The 20,162-nt window shown below is 60.8% G+C and carries 25 protein-coding genes; 13 read left to right on the forward strand and 12 right to left on the reverse strand.

Translation table 11 applies throughout. The features are described 5' to 3' along the window. The first annotated feature begins 24 nt into the window (after nucleotides 1-24). Nucleotides 25-3,543: a DNA polymerase III subunit alpha gene (locus tag Q3Y53_RS03480; RefSeq protein ID WP_226424042.1), complete on the forward strand. Its 3,519-nt coding sequence runs from the start codon at nucleotides 25-27 to the stop codon at nucleotides 3,541-3,543. 36 nt (nucleotides 3,544-3,579) lie between these two features. On the opposite strand, the gene Q3Y53_RS03485 is transcribed toward Q3Y53_RS03480, so the two are convergent. The 3 genes from Q3Y53_RS03485 to ruvA are packed head-to-tail and all read right to left on the reverse strand — an operon-like array spanning nucleotide 3,580 to nucleotide 4,976. Beyond that, the gene (locus tag Q3Y53_RS03485; RefSeq protein WP_226424041.1) at nucleotides 3,580-3,993 is read right to left on the reverse strand and encodes a PAM68 family protein; all 414 of its coding nucleotides are present in this window, start codon (nucleotides 3,991-3,993) and stop codon (nucleotides 3,580-3,582) included. A 12-nt stretch (nucleotides 3,994-4,005) separates the two neighbouring features. Next, a complete protein-coding gene (rpsO, locus tag Q3Y53_RS03490; protein WP_006851408.1) occupies nucleotides 4,006-4,275 on the reverse strand; it encodes a 30S ribosomal protein S15 in 270 nt (89 codons plus the stop codon). Between the two features lie 56 nt (nucleotides 4,276-4,331). Next, nucleotides 4,332-4,976 carry a Holliday junction branch migration protein RuvA gene (ruvA, locus tag Q3Y53_RS03495; protein ID WP_303534002.1) on the reverse strand — a complete coding sequence of 215 codons (645 nt, stop codon included), beginning with the start codon at nucleotides 4,974-4,976 and terminating at the stop codon, nucleotides 4,332-4,334. Between the two features lie 22 nt (nucleotides 4,977-4,998). Between ruvA and Q3Y53_RS03500 the strand changes: the two genes are divergently transcribed. After that, nucleotides 4,999-5,460: a hypothetical protein gene (locus tag Q3Y53_RS03500; protein ID WP_303532881.1), complete on the forward strand. Its 462-nt coding sequence runs from the start codon at nucleotides 4,999-5,001 to the stop codon at nucleotides 5,458-5,460. 3 nt (nucleotides 5,461-5,463) lie between these two features. On the opposite strand, the gene Q3Y53_RS03505 is transcribed toward Q3Y53_RS03500, so the two are convergent. Continuing rightward, nucleotides 5,464-6,354, reverse strand: coding sequence for a DMT family transporter (locus Q3Y53_RS03505; RefSeq protein WP_303532883.1), 891 nt, complete (start codon nucleotides 6,352-6,354; stop codon nucleotides 5,464-5,466). A gap of 53 nt (nucleotides 6,355-6,407) precedes the next feature. Here Q3Y53_RS03505 and dnaG point away from each other — a divergent pair, with 53 nt between their 5' ends. Genes dnaG through Q3Y53_RS03525 form a run of 4 tightly spaced genes read left to right on the forward strand, consistent with a single transcriptional unit; the run spans nucleotide 6,408 to nucleotide 9,443 of the window. Next, a complete protein-coding gene (gene dnaG, locus Q3Y53_RS03510) occupies nucleotides 6,408-8,456 on the forward strand; it encodes a DNA primase (protein WP_303532885.1) in 2,049 nt (682 codons plus the stop codon). A 55-nt stretch (nucleotides 8,457-8,511) separates the two neighbouring features. Further along, nucleotides 8,512-8,769, forward strand: coding sequence for a hypothetical protein (locus Q3Y53_RS03515; RefSeq protein WP_303532887.1), 258 nt, complete (start codon nucleotides 8,512-8,514; stop codon nucleotides 8,767-8,769). Continuing rightward, a complete protein-coding gene (locus Q3Y53_RS03520; RefSeq protein WP_226412307.1) occupies nucleotides 8,769-9,065 on the forward strand; it encodes a hypothetical protein in 297 nt (98 codons plus the stop codon). The genes Q3Y53_RS03515 and Q3Y53_RS03520 overlap by 1 nt, the downstream gene beginning before the upstream one ends. Before the next feature lie 3 nt (nucleotides 9,066-9,068). Then, nucleotides 9,069-9,443, forward strand: a complete 375-nt coding sequence (locus tag Q3Y53_RS03525; RefSeq protein ID WP_303532893.1) for a hypothetical protein — start codon at nucleotides 9,069-9,071, stop codon at nucleotides 9,441-9,443. A gap of 9 nt (nucleotides 9,444-9,452) precedes the next feature. Here Q3Y53_RS03525 and Q3Y53_RS03530 read toward each other — a convergent pair whose 3' ends face one another. The 3 genes from Q3Y53_RS03530 to Q3Y53_RS13105 form a co-directional block, all read right to left on the reverse strand. Further along, nucleotides 9,453-10,727 (reverse strand): Y-family DNA polymerase, encoded by a 1,275-nt coding sequence (locus Q3Y53_RS03530; RefSeq protein WP_303532896.1) that lies wholly within the window; start codon nucleotides 10,725-10,727, stop codon nucleotides 9,453-9,455. 12 nt (nucleotides 10,728-10,739) lie between these two features. Further along, the gene (locus Q3Y53_RS03535) at nucleotides 10,740-11,174 is read right to left on the reverse strand and encodes a LexA family transcriptional regulator (protein ID WP_303532899.1); all 435 of its coding nucleotides are present in this window, start codon (nucleotides 11,172-11,174) and stop codon (nucleotides 10,740-10,742) included. 148 nt (nucleotides 11,175-11,322) lie between these two features. Further along, nucleotides 11,323-11,709 (reverse strand): DUF805 domain-containing protein, encoded by a 387-nt coding sequence (locus tag Q3Y53_RS13105; RefSeq protein WP_368506432.1) that lies wholly within the window; start codon nucleotides 11,707-11,709, stop codon nucleotides 11,323-11,325. An 89-nt stretch (nucleotides 11,710-11,798) separates the two neighbouring features. Here Q3Y53_RS13105 and Q3Y53_RS03540 point away from each other — a divergent pair, with 89 nt between their 5' ends. Continuing rightward, nucleotides 11,799-12,188, forward strand: a complete 390-nt coding sequence (locus tag Q3Y53_RS03540; protein WP_303532900.1) for a hypothetical protein — start codon at nucleotides 11,799-11,801, stop codon at nucleotides 12,186-12,188. Here the strand turns inward: Q3Y53_RS03540 and Q3Y53_RS03545 are convergent. The 5 genes from Q3Y53_RS03545 to Q3Y53_RS03565 are packed head-to-tail and all read right to left on the reverse strand — an operon-like array spanning nucleotide 12,157 to nucleotide 14,980. Further along, the gene (locus Q3Y53_RS03545) at nucleotides 12,157-12,756 is read right to left on the reverse strand and encodes a 2OG-Fe(II) oxygenase (RefSeq protein ID WP_303532902.1); all 600 of its coding nucleotides are present in this window, start codon (nucleotides 12,754-12,756) and stop codon (nucleotides 12,157-12,159) included. The genes Q3Y53_RS03540 and Q3Y53_RS03545 overlap by 32 nt on opposite strands. 2 nt (nucleotides 12,757-12,758) lie before the next feature. Beyond that, nucleotides 12,759-13,622: a hypothetical protein gene (locus tag Q3Y53_RS03550; RefSeq protein ID WP_226424030.1), complete on the reverse strand. Its 864-nt coding sequence runs from the start codon at nucleotides 13,620-13,622 to the stop codon at nucleotides 12,759-12,761. A 9-nt stretch (nucleotides 13,623-13,631) separates the two neighbouring features. Continuing rightward, nucleotides 13,632-14,066 carry a 23S rRNA (pseudouridine(1915)-N(3))-methyltransferase RlmH gene (locus Q3Y53_RS03555; RefSeq protein WP_011364159.1) on the reverse strand — a complete coding sequence of 145 codons (435 nt, stop codon included), beginning with the start codon at nucleotides 14,064-14,066 and terminating at the stop codon, nucleotides 13,632-13,634. Continuing rightward, the gene (locus Q3Y53_RS03560) at nucleotides 14,063-14,491 is read right to left on the reverse strand and encodes a hypothetical protein (protein WP_226424028.1); all 429 of its coding nucleotides are present in this window, start codon (nucleotides 14,489-14,491) and stop codon (nucleotides 14,063-14,065) included. Before Q3Y53_RS03560 ends, Q3Y53_RS03555 begins: the two co-directional genes overlap by 4 nt. 3 nt (nucleotides 14,492-14,494) lie before the next feature. Beyond that, nucleotides 14,495-14,980, reverse strand: a complete 486-nt coding sequence (locus tag Q3Y53_RS03565; protein ID WP_226424027.1) for a pentapeptide repeat-containing protein — start codon at nucleotides 14,978-14,980, stop codon at nucleotides 14,495-14,497. Between the two features lie 78 nt (nucleotides 14,981-15,058). Here Q3Y53_RS03565 and Q3Y53_RS03570 point away from each other — a divergent pair, with 78 nt between their 5' ends. The 6 genes from Q3Y53_RS03570 to secD all read left to right on the forward strand — a co-directional run bounded on the left by Q3Y53_RS03570 (nucleotide 15,059) and on the right by secD (nucleotide 20,160). After that, nucleotides 15,059-15,421: a YraN family protein gene (locus tag Q3Y53_RS03570; RefSeq protein WP_303532911.1), complete on the forward strand. Its 363-nt coding sequence runs from the start codon at nucleotides 15,059-15,061 to the stop codon at nucleotides 15,419-15,421. Between the two features lie 14 nt (nucleotides 15,422-15,435). Further along, nucleotides 15,436-16,260, forward strand: coding sequence for a 16S rRNA (adenine(1518)-N(6)/adenine(1519)-N(6))-dimethyltransferase RsmA (rsmA, locus tag Q3Y53_RS03575; RefSeq protein WP_303532913.1), 825 nt, complete (start codon nucleotides 15,436-15,438; stop codon nucleotides 16,258-16,260). A gap of 9 nt (nucleotides 16,261-16,269) precedes the next feature. Continuing rightward, nucleotides 16,270-17,193 carry a 4-(cytidine 5'-diphospho)-2-C-methyl-D-erythritol kinase gene (gene ispE, locus Q3Y53_RS03580; RefSeq protein ID WP_303532914.1) on the forward strand — a complete coding sequence of 308 codons (924 nt, stop codon included), beginning with the start codon at nucleotides 16,270-16,272 and terminating at the stop codon, nucleotides 17,191-17,193. Beyond that, the gene (locus Q3Y53_RS03585) at nucleotides 17,190-17,507 is read left to right on the forward strand and encodes a DUF3082 domain-containing protein (RefSeq protein WP_303532916.1); all 318 of its coding nucleotides are present in this window, start codon (nucleotides 17,190-17,192) and stop codon (nucleotides 17,505-17,507) included. The genes ispE and Q3Y53_RS03585 overlap by 4 nt, the downstream gene beginning before the upstream one ends. A 182-nt stretch (nucleotides 17,508-17,689) precedes the next feature. Next, entirely contained in the window at nucleotides 17,690-18,673 is a 984-nt protein-coding gene (locus tag Q3Y53_RS03590) for a pyruvate dehydrogenase complex E1 component subunit beta (RefSeq protein WP_226424022.1), read from the forward strand. 5 nt (nucleotides 18,674-18,678) lie between these two features. Next, nucleotides 18,679-20,160, forward strand: coding sequence for a protein translocase subunit SecD (gene secD, locus Q3Y53_RS03595; RefSeq protein WP_303532919.1), 1,482 nt, complete (start codon nucleotides 18,679-18,681; stop codon nucleotides 20,158-20,160). Nucleotides 20,161-20,162 lie beyond the last annotated feature (2 nt).

Here is a 20,162-nt window from a genome sequence, read left to right on the forward strand (position 1 = left end):
TGCGTCGGGTCCTAGGCTGACCCCATGGCTTTCGTTCCTCTCCACAACCACAGCGACTACAGCCTTCTGGATGGTGCGTCGCAGTTGCCGGCCATGGTGGAGCGGGCGAAGCAGCTGGGCATGCCAGCCATCGCCTTGACCGATCACGGCGTGATGTACGGCGCGATTGAGCTGCTGAAGCTCTGTCAGGGCACAGATCTCAAGCCGATCATCGGCAATGAGATGTATGTGATCAATGGGTCCATCGACGACCCGCAACCCAAGAAGGAGAAGCGATACCACCTGGTGGTGTTGGCGAAAAACGCCACCGGCTACCGCAATCTGGTGAAGCTCACCAGCATCAGTCACCTGCGGGGGATGCGTGGACGCGGGATCTTCTCCCGTGCCTGCATCGACAAGGAGCTGCTGAAGCAACACAGCGAAGGCCTGATCATCGCGACGGCGTGCCTCGGTGGCGAGATCGCCCAGGCGATTTTGCGTGGTCGCCCCGATGTGGCTCGCAAGGTGGCGGCTTGGTACCAGGAGGTCTTCGGCGACGACTACTACCTCGAGATCCAGGACCACGGCTCCCCGGAGGATCGGATCGTCAACGTTGAGATCGTCAAAATTGCCAAGGAACTCGGCATCCAGATCGTTGCCACCAACGATGCCCACTACTTGAGCAAGCAGGACGTTGAAGCCCACGACGCCTTGCTCTGCGTGCTCACCGGCAAGCTGATCACCGATGAGAAGCGGCTGCGTTACACCGGTACCGAATACATCAAGACCGAAGAGGAGATGGGTCTTCTCTTCGGGGATCACCTCGAGCCTGAGGTGGTTCAGGAAGCGATCGCCAACACCGTCAAGGTGGCCGAGAAGGTGGAGCCCTACGACATCCTCGGGCGCTATCAAATGCCTCACTTCCCGATTCCCGAGGGCCATACCCCCGTCAGCTACCTGAGGGAGGTGACGGAGCAGGGATTGCGGGATCGGCTCGAGCTCAGCCCGGACGCTCCCTTGCCCGACGACTACGCCGAGCGCATGGCCCATGAGCTCAAGATCATGGAGCAGATGGGATTCCCCACTTACTTCCTAGTGGTCTGGGATTACATCCGTTTTGCCCGGGAACAGAACATTCCCGTCGGCCCTGGCCGTGGCTCCGCTGCAGGGTCGCTTGTCGCTTATTGCCTTGGGATCACCAACATCGATCCGATCACCAACTGTCTCCTGTTTGAACGCTTTCTCAATCCGGAACGCAAGTCGATGCCTGATATCGACACTGACTTCTGCATCGAGCGTCGTGGTGAGGTGATCGACTACGTCACCGAGCGCTATGGCGATGACAAGGTGGCGCAGATCATCACCTTCAACCGGATGACCTCCAAGGCGGTTTTGAAGGATGTGGCCCGGGTGCTCGATATTCCCTACGGCGATGCCGACCGTCTGGCGAAGCTGATCCCAGTGGTTCGCGGCAAGCCCGCCAAGCTCAAGGCAATGATCGGTGAGGAATCCCCCAACCCCGAGTTCCGCGAGAAGTACGAGGCGGAACCAACGGTGAAGCGTTGGGTGGATATGGCGATGCGGATTGAAGGCACCAACAAAACCTTCGGTGTTCATGCGGCTGGTGTGGTCATCGCCGCTGACCCCCTCGATGAACTGGTGCCGTTGCAGCGCAACAACGACGGTCAGGTGATCACGCAGTACTTCATGGAAGACGTGGAATCCATGGGTCTGTTGAAGATGGATTTCCTGGGGTTGAAGAACCTCACGATGATCGAAAAGACCCTCGAGTTGGTGGAGGTGAGTAGCGGCACCCGTGTCGACCCCGACAAACTGCCGCCTCAGGATGAAGAGACCTTTGCCCTTCTGGCGCGAGGTGATCTTGAGGGGATCTTCCAGTTGGAATCCAGCGGAATGCGGCAGATCGTGCGTGATCTCAAGCCTTCATCGCTGGAAGACATCTCCTCGATCCTTGCCCTCTACAGGCCGGGTCCCCTTGATGCCGGGTTGATTCCTAAATTCATCAACCGCAAGCACGGCCGCGAGGCGATCGATTTCGCTCACGCGATTTTGGAGCCGATCCTGTCAGAGACCTACGGGATCATGGTGTATCAGGAACAGATCATGCGCATCGCGCAGGATCTAGCTGGTTACTCCCTGGGTCAGGCAGACCTGCTTAGGCGAGCGATGGGCAAGAAAAAGGTGTCCGAGATGCAGAAGCACCGCGGCATCTTCGTCCAGGGTGCTGGAGAGCGCGGCGTTGATGAAAAGGTCGCCGACGAACTGTTCGATCAGATGGTTCTCTTCGCTGAATACTGCTTCAACAAGAGCCATTCCACGGCCTATGGCGCCGTCACGTATCAGACGGCTTATTTAAAAGCGCACTACCCGGTCGCTTATATGGCGGCTCTGCTTACGGTGAATGCCGGAGCCGCCGACAAGGTGCAGCGCTACATCTCCAATTGCAATGCAATGGGGATTGAGGTGATGCCCCCGGATGTGAATGCCTCGCTTATCGATTTCACCCCCAACGGCGATCGGATCCTGTTTGGCCTCTCCGCCGTTCGCAACCTTGGTGATGGTGCGATCCGTCGATTGATCGCCGCCCGCGATAGCGATGGACCCTTCCGTTCCCTGGCGGATCTGTGTGACCGGATCCCGTCTTCGGTGCTCAACCGCCGTGGTCTGGAGTCGTTGATTCACTGCGGTGCCCTGGATGCCATGGATCCGCAGGCCAACCGTGCTCAGTTGATGGCTGATCTGGATCTTCTGCTCGACTGGGCCTCATCACGGGCCAAAGACCGAGACAGCGGCCAGGGCAATCTCTTTGATCTGATGGCTCCTGTCGCCGATACCGATGGGCCGGCGGATCTCAGCCATGCACCCAAGGCTTCACCGGTGCCGGACTATCCCCCAACCGAAAAGCTGCGTCTCGAAAAAGATCTGGTGGGCTTCTACCTTTCAGATCACCCGCTTAAACAGCTCACGCCCTCGTCGAAGTTGCTGGCGCCCATCGGCCTGGGCTCCCTGGAAGAGCAGCCGGACAAAGCCAAGGTGAGTGCCATTGCGATGGTGGCTGAAATGCGCCAAGTCACCACCCGTAAGGGCGATCGAATGGCGATCCTGCAGCTCGAGGATCTCACCGGAAGTTGCGAAGCCGTGGTGTTCCCCAAGAGCTACGCCCGCCTCGCGGACCATCTCATGGCTGAAGCACGCCTCTTGGTCTGGGCTGGAGTTGATCGGCGTGACGAGCGCGTTCAGCTGATCATTGACGACTGCCGCGCCGTTGATGAGCTCAATCTGCTGCTGGTTCAGCTCCCCTCTGATCAGGCCAGCGACATCGCCATTCAGCACAAGCTGAGGGAATGCCTGAACCAACATCGCCCCGAGCGGGATGAGCTGGGCGTGAAGGTGCCTGTTGTCGCCGAAGTGTGCCATGGCGACAGCGTTCGCTATGTGCGACTTGGCTCCCAGTTCTGCGTGAAAGACGTTGATGCAGCAATCGCGTCGCTGCGTACCCAATCGTTTGAGGCCCGTAGCAGCGACCGTCTGGTGCTCTCCTGATCGTCTAGTCAGGAGGTTCTGATCAACAAAATTTGATCAGGACTTTTCTTGCTTTTGCTGCTGCTTCTGGGCCCGGATCGACTCCTTCATCCGTTGAACGTTTGGCTTGAAGTTCTCGAAGCCGAGCAGAGAACCCGGTTCGGGATCCCAGCTGGCGGTCAACACGCCAACGCTGAGGCCCACCAGGCCCAAGAGGAAAAACAGGCCGGAGCCCGTCAGCGTTAGTCCAGGAGCGATATCGGCAATGCCACGGGTGACCACGAAATAGCTGCCAACAAAAACTCCCATCCCAGCGAGGGACGGGAGTCCAGCAAACACAGCAACGCGACGGGCCATCCGATCGGCCACGTAGCGAGGAATGGCTTCCTGCCGAGGCATCCCTGAAGCAGGCTTACTCACCTTCCCAGACCCTTTCGGCTCAAAGGGGAGGGCATTGCGTTGCTCAGGCATGGGGCAGGTTGATCAGCCGCGGATGCCCAGTTTGGCGATCGTATCGGCGTAGCGTTGCTCGCTCTTGCTCCGCATGTAGCTCAGCAGGCGCTTGCGGCGGCCAATCATCTTGAGCAGCCCCTGGCGTGAGGAGAAGTCATGGATGTTGTTCTGCAGGTGGCTGCTGAGACGGTTGATCCGCTCACTCAGCATGGCCACCTGGACCTCGGCCGAACCGGTATCGGTGCCGTGGGTCTGGTGGGTGTTGATCAGCTGCTGCTTCTCGGTGGTATCAAGCGACATGCGCGGGGGGCGGCCCTGTCAGTGCAAACAACCAGCTTACCTTCGCGTGGGACGGCTCAGGCCGATTCGCGGCTCAGCCATTGCAGGCAGACCCGCAGCCAGGCGTCCTGGTCGTCTCCAGCAGGTGGTTCGCCATCTGCCCCCTCCGCGATGGCACGGATGGCCCGACGAATTTCCAGATCGTCGTAACCCAGCATTGAGAGGGTGGCTTCGACGTCGGCACCGCTTGCCGGCATCTGTTCCGAGCTGATGCCTTCCGCCAGCGATGGGGCTGGATCCACGCCCGCGAAAGCCGCAATCGAGGCCCTGAGTTCCACCGCTAGGCGCTCAGCGGTGCGTTTGCCGATGCCCTGCGCCTTGCAGAGGCGACGCAGATCGCCGCTGCTGATCGCTTCCACCAGCTCCTGGGGCTTGCATTCCTGCATAAGTGCCAGACCCGCCTGGGGGCCCACACCGCTGACGCTGATCAACAGCCGGAACAAATCCCGCTCCTGGCGCAGGGGAAAGCCGTAGAGGCTGCTGCCGTCCTCCCGCTGCACTTGATGAATCCATAGGTTCAAATCGCCATCAGCCGGAAGGTTGTGCTGATGCCGCTCAGTCAGGTGCACTTCATAACCGACACCACCGCAGAGCAGCAGAACGCCGCTACGGTTGCCTTGGGTCCAGCACTCCATCGGTCGTCCCTGCAGCCAGCCGATCATGGGGAGAGGTTTCAACCGCGTCATGTTGCCGCAGCTGTCATTGCCTGTCTCTGTTTTCAAGCGCCTTGTTCGCCGCTTGCTTCAGGCGCTGTGCGTTCTATCGATCGTGGTTTCGTTGACGGCATGTAATGGATCTCAGCCGCCACGCGCTCTTTTGAATGAAGCGCTCGCCCTGCAGATTCAGCTCACCCAGTCGGCCATTGCCAGCTCCCTCGATCTCACCCCGATGCCCATTGCCCCCAGCGTGAGCCGTGTGCGGGTGGAGGACCAGGAAAGCTTTGCCCTGGGTGATGAGCAGGGCCTGAGGATTTCAGGCCGCTTTGATTGGCAACTGCCCGGAGATCGTGTGCAGGTGGATAGCCCGTTTGAGCTGTTTCTGCAGCGGGGCTCCCGTGGTCAGAGTTGGCGCCTGGCCAGGCCCAAGGGTGGATCCGACGACCGTCAGGCTTGGCTGACCTACCCCTTGGGGTTGGAGAAAGCCTGAGCTCTAACGTCGTGCCGACAGGCTGATCAGGGTGGCGGCCAGCACCAGCATCCCGCCACCCACCTGCCAAGAATTGATCGACTCGGCAAACCAAAGCCAGCCCCAGCCAGCGGCAAAGACCACCTGCACGTAGTTAATCGATGTGGCTCGCGCCGCGGGCAGACAGCGCAGGCCCTCGGTCACCCAGATCTGGCCCAGCTGGGTCATCACCCCGACCCCCAGGAGCCAAAACCATTCGATGCCCTGGGGCCAGACTCCTTGGTGAAGAACCCAGGGCAGGGTCAGGGGCACCGAGATCATCGGGAAATAGAGGATGATCACTAACGGGTGCTCGGTTTGAGACAGCCGCCGCACACTGACGTAGGCCAGGGCAGTCATCAGAGCGCCTCCAATGCCGATCAGGGCAGGGATCAGTTGTGCAGGTTGCGTTGTTCCCGTGAGCCACTGCGGTTGCACCACCAGGGTGATGCCGATCCAGCCCAGCAGAACCGCTGCACTGATGCGTCGGCGCAGGGGCTCGCCGAGCAGCAACAGCGCTGCCACGGCCGTAAAGGTGGGGTAGGTGTACTGGAGCACCGTCGCTGAAGCGAGCGGTAGCTGGTCAATTGCTTCGAAGAAGCACAGCAGGGCCAAGCTGCCCAGCACTCCCCGTGCCACCAAGAGCCCCCGTCGATTGCCCCAGGGGGAGACCCCAGCCAGACGCAGACCCACAGCCGTCAGAACGATGCTGATCAGGGCCCGGCAGAGCACGATTTCCGCCACCGGAAGCCGACTGTTCAGTTGCTTGACGCAGACCGTCATCAGGCTGAAGGCCAGGGAGCTGAGGATCAGGGCACGGCTGCCCCGCACCGATTCCCGGTTCCACCAGGGTTGTGGGTTCTGCGGTTCGGCCATGGCTGTTCTGATGACGGGGTGCACGGAACCCTGCGACTTCGCAGAATGGACCGATGGTGAACGCCCGCCTGCACCCCAGAACGATCGAGGCCGTGAAGGAACGGGCCGACATCGTTGATGTGGTGGGCGAGCACGTGGTGCTCAAGAAGAAGGGACGGGAATTCGTCGGGATCTGTCCGTTCCATGACGACAGCAAACCGTCGATGACGGTGTCGCCCGCCAAGCAGTTCTACTACTGCTTCTCCTGTGGTGCGGGCGGCAACTCCATCAAGTTCCTGATGGAGTTCCAGCGCCAGAGTTTCAGCGATGTGGTGCTGGATCTGGCGCGGCGATATCAGCTGCCGATCGAGACGGTCGATGGTCCGCAGCAGGAGCGGTTGCGGCAACAGTTGTCCCGCAGGGACAAGCTGCAACGGGCCCTGGCCCTGGCTGCCGGTTGGTTTCGCAGCCAGTTGATGGCACCCACGGGCGCAGAGGCCCTCAAATACCTCAGTGAGGCCAGAGGGCTGAGCCCTGCCACCCAGGAGACCTTCCAGCTCGGCTATGCGCCGGATCAGTGGGATGGTCTGCTGAAGCATCTTCAACAGGTGGAGGGGCTGGCGCCGGAGCTTCTCGAGGCTGCAGGGCTGGTGGTTCCCCGCAAGGGCGGCAACGGGTTTTATGACCGCTTCCGCCATCGGGTGATCGTGCCGATCCATGACCGTCAGGGTCGGGTGATCGGTTTCGGGGGACGCAGCCTTGATGGCAGCGAACCGAAATACCTCAACTCCCCCGAGACCGAAGTGTTCGAGAAGGGGAAGCATCTGTTCGGCCTCGATAAGGCCTCCAATGCCATCCGCAAGGACGACAGGGCCGTCGTGGTGGAGGGTTATTTCGATGTGATCGCCCTCCATGCCGCCGGCATTACCAACGCTGTGGCCTCCCTCGGCACGGCCCTGAGCAGTCAGCAGATCACCCAGTTGTGCCGCGTCAGCGACAGCAAGCGAATCGTTCTGAATTTCGACGCCGACGGGGCCGGTGTTCGTGCGGCCAATCGGGCCATCGGCGAGGTGGAGCAGCTGGCGATGCAGGGCCAGCTGGAGCTGCGGGTTCTGCACCTGCCGTCCGGGAAGGATCCCGATGAGTTCCTCAAACAGAACGGTGCCGGCGATTACCGCGCTCTGCTGGATCAGGCCCCCCTCTGGCTGGATTGGCAGATCGAGCAGGTGCTGGAGGAGCGCGATCTCAGCAGGGCCGACCAGTTCCAACAGGCGGTCACGGCCCTGGTGGGGCTGCTGGGCAAACTGCCCCAGTCCGCCGTGCGCACCCATTACCTGCAGCGGGTGGCGGAACGCCTCAGTGGTGGCCAAGGTCGGCTAGCGCTTCAGCTCGAGGACGACCTGCGCCAGCAGGTGAAGGGCCAGCGTTGGCATGGGCGCTCCAGCCGTCACGAGCAGCCTGGTGAATCCGGGCAGCGGGAGCGCTGTGAGGCCGATCTGCTGCGGCTGTATCTGCACTGCCCTCGGCATCGGGCCACGATTCGCCAGGAGCTGCGCAAACGCGAACTGGAGGATTTTGCCATCCCCCATCACCGCCATCTCTGGGCGGCCATTACGGATTTGGAGGAGACCAACCTGGGTGAGGGGCGCTTGGAGTCGATTAGCCGATGCGACGACGACGGCGAGGGTCTGGATCTCATCGATCTGCCCCGCTTGCTCACCGATCAACTCCTGCTGGAGAGCAGTGCGCTGGTGTCCCGCTTGACGCCTCTGCTGGAGCCTGGTGAATTGCAGCGTGTCGCCCTGGCGGAGCCGCTGGAGCAGTTGCGGGGCATTGCTGCCCTGCTGGAGCGGCAGAAAAGCTTGAAGCGCTGCCGGCACCTGTTGGAGGCCTGGGGCGGCCAGCGTCTGCAAACCCTGGAATCCTGCATCGCTGTACTGATTGATCAGGAGGCTTCGTCAGATCAGGCCTCCGTGGATATGGAGGTGCGGATACAGGCCCTTTTCGATGACCTGAACCGGGATGCACTGCGCTACCAGGAGCTCTATTACACCGAGAGAAAACACATCGGCCATCTGGATCAGCAACGTTGCGCCAGTTACACCGTTCCCCCTGCCGCCTAAGCCATGGGCCGGTGGTCTGGGCAAACTGCATCAGGATCTGTTCCTCAAGCTGAAGATGTCTGAATTCTTCGAAGCGATCTGGCACGGTGAGGGCGTCGGCGACGGCGGCGATCTGGAGGAAGCTCTGCAGGCCTTCGTCGCGGTGAAGCCGGAGGAGGGGGATTGGGTCGAGGCTTGCGCCGCCGAGGGGGCCGACCCTGTGATTGAGCGCTTTGCGTCGTTTGAGGCCTATCTCGACAATGCCGATCCGCTCGAGCGCATTGCCGTCACCCCGCAGATGATCAGCGAAGCCCTTGCGTTGTTGCCGTCCTGATGACTGATTCGCAGCTTGATTTCGCCGCGCTCGATCCGGTCAACCACCTCTGGCCGGCCTTCGTGGAGCGTCTGGGGTCCGACAAAGCCCAGCGGGCTGTTCGTCAGGCGCTGGATCTGCAGGGCATGCGCGGGCACCAGGGCACCCTGCCGGTGCTGTTCACCGAAACCGGCGGATTGGCTTTGGCCAGCACCGATCTGGTGAGGGAGCAGACGGGCCTCAACGCCCACGGTGAGCGGATGGTGTTGCTGCTCAGCACCCGTGAACAGGTCATTCAGTTGTTGCAGGAGGTCTGAGTCATGTCCCCTCCCCCTTCCGATTCACCATCCCCTGCCAAGAGTGGGCTTTACCTCGTTCCCTATTGGGTGCGGGGGGGTCGCCTCTGGGGTTTGATTGCTCTTGTTCTTGTGCTGGGTGGCTTCCTGGCCCCCATGCTGCTGTCGTCGGTATGGCGCCAGGCCAGTTCACGTGGTTTTGGCCGTGGGGTGGCCACATCCCTTTGCAGCCTTGCGCAGCCCTCCACTGAGCTGAGCCGCGCCGATGCCCTGGCTCAACTTGCGGAGATCCAGACCAGCTTTGTGCGCACGCGGGCTGTTGATTCTCAGGCTTTTCTCGACGGCGTGAATCAGGTGGCGACCAGCCTTCCCGCCTGTCGTTTTCTGGGGGAGCCCTGATGGATTGGCTCAGGCCTTTACCACCGGCAGATCCTGCAGACGGGTGGTGGCGGCTCGGCTGAGTTGCCCACGCCGCATCAACCAGCTGGGTTGCAGTCCGCAACCGGCCCATTGCAGGGTTCCACGCCCGTAACGCCGATTGATCCGGTCGATGGTCTGCATCAGGCACTCCCGTTTCTGCTGCTGCTCCTCACTCATCGGCACCATCAGATGGGTCTGCAGGATGTCGTGGCTCTGCAGGTGCTGCATCAGCACGCCGGCCTTGGCCAGTGGACGGTGGGGGCGAAAGATCCGTGCTACCAAGGGTCGTGCCGCCTGCAGCAGCACGGCTGTGTCATTGCTTGGTAGGTCCAGCGGCGTGCTGGCGGCCTGGCTGTAAAACCCAGGAGCGAACGGGCTGGTGCGGGTGTAAATGGTGAGTGCTGCTGCCCGTTGCCGTTGCTTGCGCAATTTCTCGGCGGCGCGCACTACATAGGTGGTGATGGCCTGGTGCAGCTCCTCCTGGCTGGTGATGGGTCGGCTGAAACTGCGGCTCACGCAGGTTTCTTGCTTCGGTGCCGGTGCAAGCTCCAGCGGCAGGCAGGCATGGCCCTGCAGCTCCCGTTGCAGCCGCAGACCCACCACGCCGCATTTGGCGCGTAGTTCACCGCTCGGCATGTCCCGGAGGTGTCGTGCGTTGCTGATGCCCCGCAGGCGACACCAATGGGCCAATTGGCGACCGATTCCCCAGACATCCTCGATCGCAATGGTTTCCAGCCAGCGATCGGGGTTGTCGCACTGGCCGAGGTCGAACATCCCGGCATGGTCTGGGGTCTGTTTGGCCAGCCGATTGGCCAGCTTGGCCTGTGCCTTGCTGGCCCCTAAGCCGATGGCGATCGGAAGGCCGAGGTTCTGTCGTGCCCGTGCCCGCAGCTGGCGGGCCCAACCATGCAGGTCGCCATTGCGGGGACGACAAATCCTCCCGAAGGCCTCATCAATCGAATACACCTCCAGCTCTTCACAGTGGGCCTCCAGCAGGCTCATCATGCGCTGGCTCATGTCGGCATAGAGGGCGTAGTTCGAACTGCGCACCACAACGTTGTGGTGCTCAAGTTCCCGACGCGCCTTGAAGTACGGCGTCCCCATGCGGATGCCCAGGGCACGGGCTTCGGCACTGCGCGCCACGATGCAGCCGTCGTTGTTGGACAGCACCACCACGGGGTGGCCGATCAGAGCCGGGTCCAGACTCTGTTCGCAGGAGGCATAGAAATTGTTTCCATCGATCAGGGCCGTGGCCTGAGGCATGGCGATATCGCTTCAGAGCGGATGGATCACGTGGATGGCGACGCCCCAGATCTGCACCTCGCCGCAGCGGTGAAACTCCAGCGGTGGATAGTCCGGATGGGCCGCCTCCAGGCGCAACCGGCCGCGATGACGCATCAGGCGTTTGAGGGTGAAGGCACCGTCAAGCACGGCCACAACCACCTGGCCCGGGCGCGGGTCGAGGCTGCGATCGACCACCAGAAGATCGCCATCGTGGATGCCGGCGTCGGTCATCGATTCGCCGCTCACATGCAGAAAAAAGGTGCTGGTGGGATGCCGGATCAGCTGTTCATTGAGGTCGATCCCCACGTCGACGTAGTCATCAGCGGGGGACGGGAAACCAGCGGCGATGCGTTCCCCAGCCAGGGGCAGGCTGAGCCGACTGCGCTTGGGCTGCAGGGGCAGCAATGGATTGCGCTGCCTTTCCACCGCGGAAGTTATCCTATGGTTCAAATGTACTATACAGGATGCATTCTTGTTGTGTCGCTTCTCAAGGCTTGGGCGAGCGGTCGCGTTGGGCTGACCGGCTCAGGTTCCAGGGAAGGCAGGCGGTCGTGGCGCGTCGGGTTGTGGGTAATTAATTGATTCGTGGTGAAGGCCCCCATTCGTTGTCTTCTTTGCTTCCCAGTTTGAACGCAACAACGGGGAGGAGCGGAAGATTTTTGAGGTTCATGCCTAAGTCGTGCAGGCGGCGGACGCAGAGGGACGCGAACGCAAATGGAAGGCCAACGTAATAAACAACGAGTGGAAGGGAAAGAACAATTAGAACAATATTCTTTGCGCTGGCGGGAAGAAGGTTAAGCAGGGGAGTGGTGAGTCCAATTAAGATGAGGTTGAACAGGATGAAGACCACCTGGAAGTAAAGAAACAAGAAGAGTTCTTCTCGTGAGGCGCGTCCGTCGTAGACGAATGATTTTTTTAGACTTTTGTTGTTGCTTATTAGGGAGTCCTTGAGCCTTAGCATTTTGTTTTTAGGGTTGTTTGTTTGTATTAACCAAATCTATCGACGGAATTTGAAAGAGGAGCCTTTATGTTGATGTATTGATTTTTGGTATGGCAGACACCCCGTATTTGGTGGCCATGGCGCTGATCGATCAGCAGGGCCGGCGCGCCCTACCCCTGGGGGGACGGTCTCAGAAAGAGGTGGCTCCGCAGGGTGAGGCTCCGGAGGCGTTGGGCCATGCTCTGGTGCTGGAGCTGTTGCTGCGGGTGTGGCAGCGCAGTGATCAGGGTGTGCTGCAGCGTGCGGATGGAGCCGACAGCCTGCTGCTGGTGGAGCTGCCGATGGAACGGCTGCCGGAGGACGTGCCCAGGCTCAAGGCGAACTGGTTGAACACCGGCGATACGGCCGCGTTTAAAGCTGGATTGCAGGCTTTCTCTCCGCGGGCCTGGACGGTTTCGATCGAAAAATTCAAGCCGGTGGCTCTGCAGCCGTTGTGGTGAGGGGCGCTTGTTCCCAGATGTTCACGGCCACGGAATAGCGCTCGCCTTCGAACGGGTTGATCCGATGCAGGATGCCGGGGGAGAACAGCACCAGCCGGTTCACCACCGGTGGGATCGAGATCACCGAGCGGAATGTGGGTAACGGCCCCCGGTATCCGTTCTCGATCGGAGGGTTGTCGGCCACGAGCAGTTCGCCGCCAGCGCAGCTCACGTGGGGGTAAAACACGGTGGACAGCAACGGCAGCAGGAAACGGCCGCTGCGTCGGCCTTCCAGCTCGTCCTTGTCGATGTGCCAGTCGAGATCGTTGTTGGTGTTGCACCACCACTCGACTCCGGCCCGCTGGGGTGCAAACGGTGTTGCCACAGGGAGCAGGGCCTCGTCGAGGTAGCGATCGACAACGGCTTGCTGAGCGGTTGCGTGAATCGAGCGGGGAGAACCGGTTTCGGGTCGCCAGCTGAATTGAGCATCGCCGTCATGTTGCTCCTTGAGCCGCCCATGGATGTCACAGAGGTCGCGTAGGTCCTGGAGGGTGCTGGCGGGCAGAAGGTTGTCGATGACGTGCAGCAAAGTCAGGCCTCCCCAGCAGCTTGTGCTTGCAGGCGCATCACGTATTGAAACGCCTCACTGTCGGTGTCACGAGCAATTTTTTTGAGCCCAAAGCTGTCGCGGCGTTCGATCATGCGATCGATGCTTTTGCAGGACACTTTCTTTTTCTTGGGAACTTTGATCAAAGGCGGCTGAAAGCTGGCGTCTTGATTCTCCAAGAGATGAAGAATGCTGGGAATGGCGATTTCAGCCAACGGCCAAATGCGATGCGGCTTTCTCTTGAAGTAATCGTCTTTGAAGAAGTAGTTGTAAATGACGCCGAACGTTTTGAAGACCGACCAGGGCATGTAGGCACCGCAAACTCGCCCGCTGCGGAGTTTTGAAGCGTCTCCATCCAGCATTTCTGTGGCGAAGCGCTTGAGTCGAGGATCGGCGACGGCTGGTGCTGCCCATTTCCAAGCGCTTTTTTTGTCGTAGCGAAATGCGCTGTTGCCGCAGCCAATGCGGTGGTTCTGGAGCTGATCTTTGGCTTTGGCAGACACCAGCAGATCGGTATCGGTGTGAATCAGGACTTTGTCGTGACTGTGGTGATCGGCCAGCGCCGTTTTGATCAGTTCACACAGGGCATAGGCCGTGCAGGGCCGCCAGGTGGGTTGCCTGCGTTCGGTGAAAACAATGCTGTGCCCCTCCCTTTCGGCGAAGGCGGTGAGCTCGGATTGGAGATCCGAGTGACTCTCCAGAGACACGTGGAAGTAATGACGCAGCTCGAAGGGTGCAAGAAACACCCTGTAGTTCTCCAGTTGTCGGGCGATGTGTTCAATCGACTGGCCATGAATCGGAGACAGCAGAGCCAGACGCATGGTCGAGGAGCAGAGATCAGCGGCCATCGCTGAACCCTAGGCGCGGTGATAAGGGCTGCCTTGGACAATCGCCTGGGCCCGGAACAGTTGTTCCACGAGCATCAGCCGCGCCAGTTCGTGGGGGAAGGTCATCGGGGAGAGGCTCAGACGCCATTGGGCCTGAGCCTTGAGCTCAGCTGTGAGACCGTCGGCTCCACCAATCACAAAGGCCAGCCGCTGGTTGCCGAATTGTTCGAGTCGTTGCGCGAAAGGCACCGACGCCAAGGTGTCGCCCTGCTCCATCAGCGCAATCAGGGTTTCATCGGGCCGTAGGGCCGCTCTGATGGCATCGGCTTCCTTGTCTGGGTTGCTGTCGCGAAGTTCGCTGATGGTTAACCCAGGTAGGCGTTTGAGGTACAGGTCAATACCGTCTTGAATCCAGCCACGACGAACTTTGCCCACCGCAAGAATCCGGCAACGGGCCGGGTTCAAGCGTCGTCTCCCTCGTCCTCGAGCAGCAGCTGCCCGAAAGCCACATACAGGCTTTCCTCCTCGCTACCGGGGTCAACCTTCGGCCGTTTCGGCTGGGTGTTTTTTCCCGGTCCGGGCTGGCTGCGCGCTGGTGCGGAAAGGGCTGGGGTGTCTTCGTTGCTGTTGAACGGCAACGGTTGAGCCGATGGTTTGCGTTGGGCCTCCAACTGTTTGAGGCGGGCCATCAGATGCTCAGGAATGGTGCCGTCTTGGCTGGCCTTCATCAGTTCTCGGAAGAGCTCCTCCGGGTTCTTCTCGGTCTCAACGCGATGGCGCATCTGGCTGGCTTTGGGAGCGGCTGAAGGCTTCTCCGGTTCCGGCAGGCGTGCAGGGAGTTGACGCCCCAACTCACGCAGGCGCTCGAGGCTGCGGGGATCAAAACTCATGGTTCAAGCGCAACCGAGGCTCTCGCGGGTGCTGCGGCCCGTGACGGAATTCGTTCCGTCGGCAACGGCGCAGAGATTTTTGAGTTGGTCACCGCGCATTGGAACGTCGGTGAAGTCGGCTCCCGTAATCAACACATCGCTGAAGCGAGTGTTGAAGGCAAAAGCCCCCTCCAGCACGGCATCCTCAAGGTTGGTCCCTGTCATCACAGCGGCGTCCAGGGTGGCTTCGCGCAGATCGGTGCCACTGAGGTCGGCGTCCTGCAGCTTGGCGCCGTAGAGGCTGGCTCCCCGCAGGTCCGATCCGGAGAGGTTGGCTTCGCGCAGGTTGCTGAGGTTGAAGGTGGCCCCCCGCAGGTCTTTGTTCGAATAGTCGGCACCGATCAACACCTGTTTGGCCACATCCATCGCGGCGTGGGCCGGAGCCGCCAACAACCACTGGCATGTGAACACCACCAAAGAGATCAGTACGGCCGTGAAGCGTCTGCGCATGATCGGAACCATCACCGCTGAACCCTAGAACCGTTCCTGGGGGGAATGGTTTGAACCAAGACGTGATGGTTTAAGCCGGTGGAGTCTCAATGCAGCGGTAGCTGGGCGGAGCAGCAGGCCTTGCAGCAGCTGGAAGCGCAGGGATGGCGGTTGCTGGACCGCAACTGGCACTGCCGCTGGGGCGAGCTCGATCTGGTGCTGGAGCGGCAGCACCAGCTGTTGGTGGTGGAGGTGAAAGGCCGTCGCACTGGTTGTCGGGACCGCCATGGCCTTGATGCCTTTCACCCCGCCAAACGGCGCCGCATGGCTCGTGCGATCAGTAGTTGGAGAGCTGTGCATCCGGCGTCAGCGGAGCAGCTGCTCCGGGTCAAGCTGGCCCTTGTTCCCTTGATGAAATCCCGCCGAACGATTCGCTGGATTGATGTGGAACGGCTGTGCTGATGCACAGTTGACCCATGGGTTTCTCCGGACATCACGCCCGCAAGCGTTTCGGTCAGCACTGGTTGCGGGACGACTCAGTACTGCAACGAATTATCGAGGCTGCTGATCTGCAGTCCTCCGATCGGGTGCTTGAGGTGGGTCCCGGTCGGGGGGCGTTAACGGAGCGTCTGCTGGCCGAGGGGGTGAAGGCGGTGCATGCGATTGAGCTCGACCGCGATCTGGTGGACGGTCTTCAGGAGCGTTTTGAGGCTCAGCCTGAGTTCAGCCTCCATCAAGGGGATGTTCTCGAAGCTCCACTTGAATTGTGCGATGGCCGCATCGCCGACAAGGTGGTGGCCAACATCCCTTACAACATCACTGGCCCGCTGCTGGAGCGGTTGGTGGGCCGATTGGATCGGCCGGTGGATCCGCCCTACCAACGGCTGGTGTTGCTTGTGCAGAAGGAAGTGGCGGAACGGATTCGTGCCCGGCCCGGCCACAGCAGTTTCAGCGCTCTGAGCGTGCGCATGCAGTTGCTGGCCCGGTGCAGTTCGGTTTGTCCGGTGCCGCCGCGCTGTTTCCAGCCTCCACCAAAGGTGCAATCAGAAGTGATCTGCCTGGATCCCTTGCCGGCCTCGGAGCGGGTGGAGCCAGCTTTGGCCGTCCGGGTGGAATCGCTGCTGAAGCAGGCGTTTTTGGCGCGGCGCAAGATGTTGCGCAACACCCTGGCGGGCGTGGCTGAGCCACAGCGCTTAAAAGATCTGGCGGCCTCTTCAGGTTTCAGCCTGCAGCAACGCCCTCAGGAACTCGCGCCCGACACCTGGGTCGCCCTGGCCAGGGGTTTGAATCGGGGCGACTGAACAACCACCATGATCACGGTGACGGCCCCGGCCAAAGTCAATCTGCACCTTGAGGTTCTGGGGCTGCGGTCGGACGGTTTCCACGAGCTGGCCATGGTGATGCAGAGCATCGACTTGGCGGATCGCCTGAGCTTTGAGAACACCGCCGATGCTCAACTAAGCCTCACTTGCGATGACACCACCCTCAGTGTCGGCGACGACAACCTGATCATCAAGGCGGCCCAACTGCTCAGGGACCGTTCTGGTTTCAGTGAACTGGGGGCGTCGATTCATCTGGAGAAGCGCATCCCCATCGGAGCTGGCCTGGCTGGTGGCTCCAGCGACGGCGCCGCAGCATTGGTGGGACTGAATGCCCTGTGGGGGTTGGGCCATAGCCCAGCGGCGCTGGAGCGAATGGCCGCTGAGCTCGGTTCAGACATGCCCTTCTGTGTGGCCGGAGGATGTCAGCTTTGTTTCGGGCGAGGTGAACAACTGGAAGCCGTGTCGCCAACGCCCCAACCCCTGGCGGTGCTTTTGGTCAAAGACCCCACGGTGAGCGTCTCAACGCCCTGGGCCTACAAGCGTTGCCGTGAGCTCAATCAATCCCAATACCTCGCTGATGAGGCGGCTTTTGAACAACGCCGGCAAGCCTTGCGCAGCATCGATTGGCTCCACCCTTTGCGCAGCGATCTGCCACCTCCCTTGCGCAATGACCTGCAGGAGGTGGTCGCTCCTGAAACAGCTGCGGTGCGTTCGGCGCTCGATTTGTTGAAGAGCGTTCCGCACAGCCTGGCAGTGGCAATGAGCGGTTCTGGACCCAGTTGTTTCGCGCTGTTCTCCGATCTGGCGTCATGCCGCCAGGCCCAGGATCAGCTCACCCCCCAGCTGGAGCGCAGCGGCTTGAAGGCTTGGTCTTGCGCCCTCCGCAGCGATGGCGTGAGGATCGAGGCATGACTGACGCCCCCACACCACAGAGCCCCGAACCAAGGGATCCGCGTAAAGGTCCGCTGAGCTTTCTCTCCGGAGCGCTAACGGCTGGGCTTTTGGCCTGGCTGGCCCTGGGCCTGAGTCGGCGGATGGTGGTGTATTTCGCTGCTCACCCCCCGCATTACAGCTCGCCGATTGCCCAAAACATCGCCGTCACCCTCAAGACCCTGCTGGTGGGCTTGTCCTTCTTGGCCACCTTCAGCTCAGGGTTTGTGGCCCTTGGTTTGACCCTGGTGTTTCTTCGCAGTCTCTTTACGGCTCGCGATCAGAACCCTGCCTAGCGTCCGATCATTGCCAGGGTTTGGATGACGCCCCACGACCTCGGCCAGCTGGCGTTGCTGCTGTCTCCGGCCATGCTGCTCTCCGTTTTGTTGTTGTTCACCTTCGCGGCTGGCGGTTGACCCTGCGCTGACTGAGATAGCTTGGCCTCACCACCCGGATTGGCCGGGATCACTGTGACGCCGTGGCAGGAACACTTCTCTTCAACGCCCTCCGGGAAGCCATCGACGAGGAGATGGGGAGAGACCCCCACGTCTGTGTGATGGGGGAGGACGTCGGCCATTACGGCGGCAGTTACAAGGTCACCAAGGATCTGGCAGAGAAATACGGCGATCTCAGGGTGCTCGACACTCCAATTGCTGAGAACGGCTTCACCGGAATGGCGGTTGGTGCCGCAATGACCGGCCTCCGGCCGATTGTCGAGGGCATGAACATGGGCTTCCTGCTCCTGGCCTTCAACCAGATCTCTAACAACATGGGGATGCTCCGCTACACCAGCGGCGGCAACTTCACCATTCCCACCGTGGTGCGCGGCCCTGGTGGTGTGGGTCGTCAGCTTGGCGCAGAGCACAGCCAACGGCTTGAGGCCTACTTCCATGCTGTCCCCGGCATCAAGATCGTGGCTTGCAGCACCCCCACCAATGCCAAAGGCCTGATGAAGGCCGCGATTCGCGACAACAATCCTGTGCTCTTCTTCGAGCACGTGTTGCTCTACAACCTCAGTGAGGAGCTCCCCGAAGGCGACTACACCTGTGCCCTCGATCAGGCTGATCTGGTGCAGGAAGGCACTGATGTGACGATCCTCACCTACTCCCGGATGCGTCATCACTGCCTCAAGGCCGTTGAGCAACTGGAGGCTGAGGGGGTGAGCGTTGAACTGATCGATCTCATCAGCCTCAAGCCCTTCGACATGGAGACGATTGGTCGCTCCATCCGGAAGACCAACAAGGTGATCGTGGTGGAGGAATGCATGAAGACCGGCGGCATCGGGGCCGAGTTGATTGCGCTGATCACCGAGCAGTGTTTCGACGACCTGGATGCTCGACCTGTGCGTCTCTCCAGTCAGGACATTCCCACCCCCTACAACGGTTCCCTGGAGAATCTCACGATCATTCAGCCGCATCAGATCGTTGAGGCGGCGCAGGCATTGGTCAACAAAGGCATCTGAAATTGATGGCGCGTTATCAGGGTTGGTTTGCCCTTGTTCTTGCCCTGGCGATCGCTGCCGGGATGTTTTTGGTTCGTACGCCGCTGGAACTGGGCCTCGATCTACGGGGCGGCAGTCAGCTCACCGTTGAAGTGAAGCCAGCCGGGGAAATCACTCGGGTCGGCTCCGAAGAGATGGAAGCAGTGAAAGCCGTTCTCGATCGTCGGGTCAACGGCCTTGGTGTGGCCGAGTCCACCCTGCAGACGGTTGGTGAGTCGCAGCTGGTGTTGCAGCTCCCCGGCGAACAGGATCCCACCGCCGCCGCGAGGGTTCTTGGTGATACGGCTCTGCTGGAATTTCGTTCCCAAAAGCCCGATACCGAAGCTGACTTCCGTGGTCTGAGGCAGCTCCGCTCTCAGGTGGAAGCGATCCTCAGGTTGCGTGAGGATCAGATCCGCCGCGGTGAAACACCGGAGCCTCTGGATCTGGATCAGCTGAAGTCAACCCGGGAGACTCTGGGTCTTGATGGGCAGGCCAGCTCAGAGGAGGAGCAGCTCCGCGAGCTTCTGAAGAAGGTTGATTCCGATCTGCTCACGATGCTCGAGCCGGCAGCGCTGACGGGCAAGCAGCTGGTGACAGCAGGCCGACAACCGCTACAGAACAACCCGAACAGTTGGGAGGTGACACTCAATTTCGATGGTGAGGGTGCTGAGGCTTTCGCTGATCTCACCAAATCGATTGCCGGTACCGATCGGTTGCTTGCCATCACATTGGATGATCAGTTGATCAGCGCCGCCAGCGTTGGCCCCCAGTTCAAAAGCGCTGGAATCTCAGGTGGAGCAGCCACCATCAGCGGCAATTTCAGCGCGGAAACGGCCCGTGAGCTCGAGGTGAAGCTCCGGGGTGGCTCCCTGCCATTGCCCGTTGAGGTGATCGAGGTCCGCACCATCGGGCCCACGCTCGGAGCAGAGAACATCCGCCGCAGCCTGGTGGCAGCCCTCTCGGGTCTGGCTTTGGTGGCTGTGTTCATGGTGGTGGCCTATCGCCTGCCTGGGGCGGTGGCCGTGATGGCCCTCAGCCTCTATGCCCTGTTCAACCTGGCGGTGTACGCCTTGATCCCGGTCACCCTCACCTTGCCGGGAATCGCTGGTTTCATCCTCTCGATCGGCATGGCCGTGGATGCCAATGTGCTGATTTTTGAGCGCATCAAAGACGAATTGCGGCGGGGCAACACCTTGATCCGGTCGATCGATACAGGCTTCTCCGAGGCCTTCTCATCGATCGTTGATGGTCACTTGACCACGTTGATCAGCTGCGCAGCTCTCTTCTTCCTTGGCACCGGCCTGGTCAAGGGCTTTGCAGCGACCCTGGGCATCGGTGTTCTGCTGAGTTTGTTCACAGCTCTGACGTGCACCCGCACTCTGCTTCGTTTCCTGATGGGCTACGCCGGTCTGCGTCGTGCCAGCAATTTCCTGCCCACTGGGCAACTTCCTTCCCCCACCGCCTGAAC

The organism is Synechococcus sp. YX-04-1 (assembly GCF_030546365.1).
Classification (GTDB): Bacteria; Cyanobacteriota; Cyanobacteriia; order PCC-6307; family Cyanobiaceae; genus Parasynechococcus.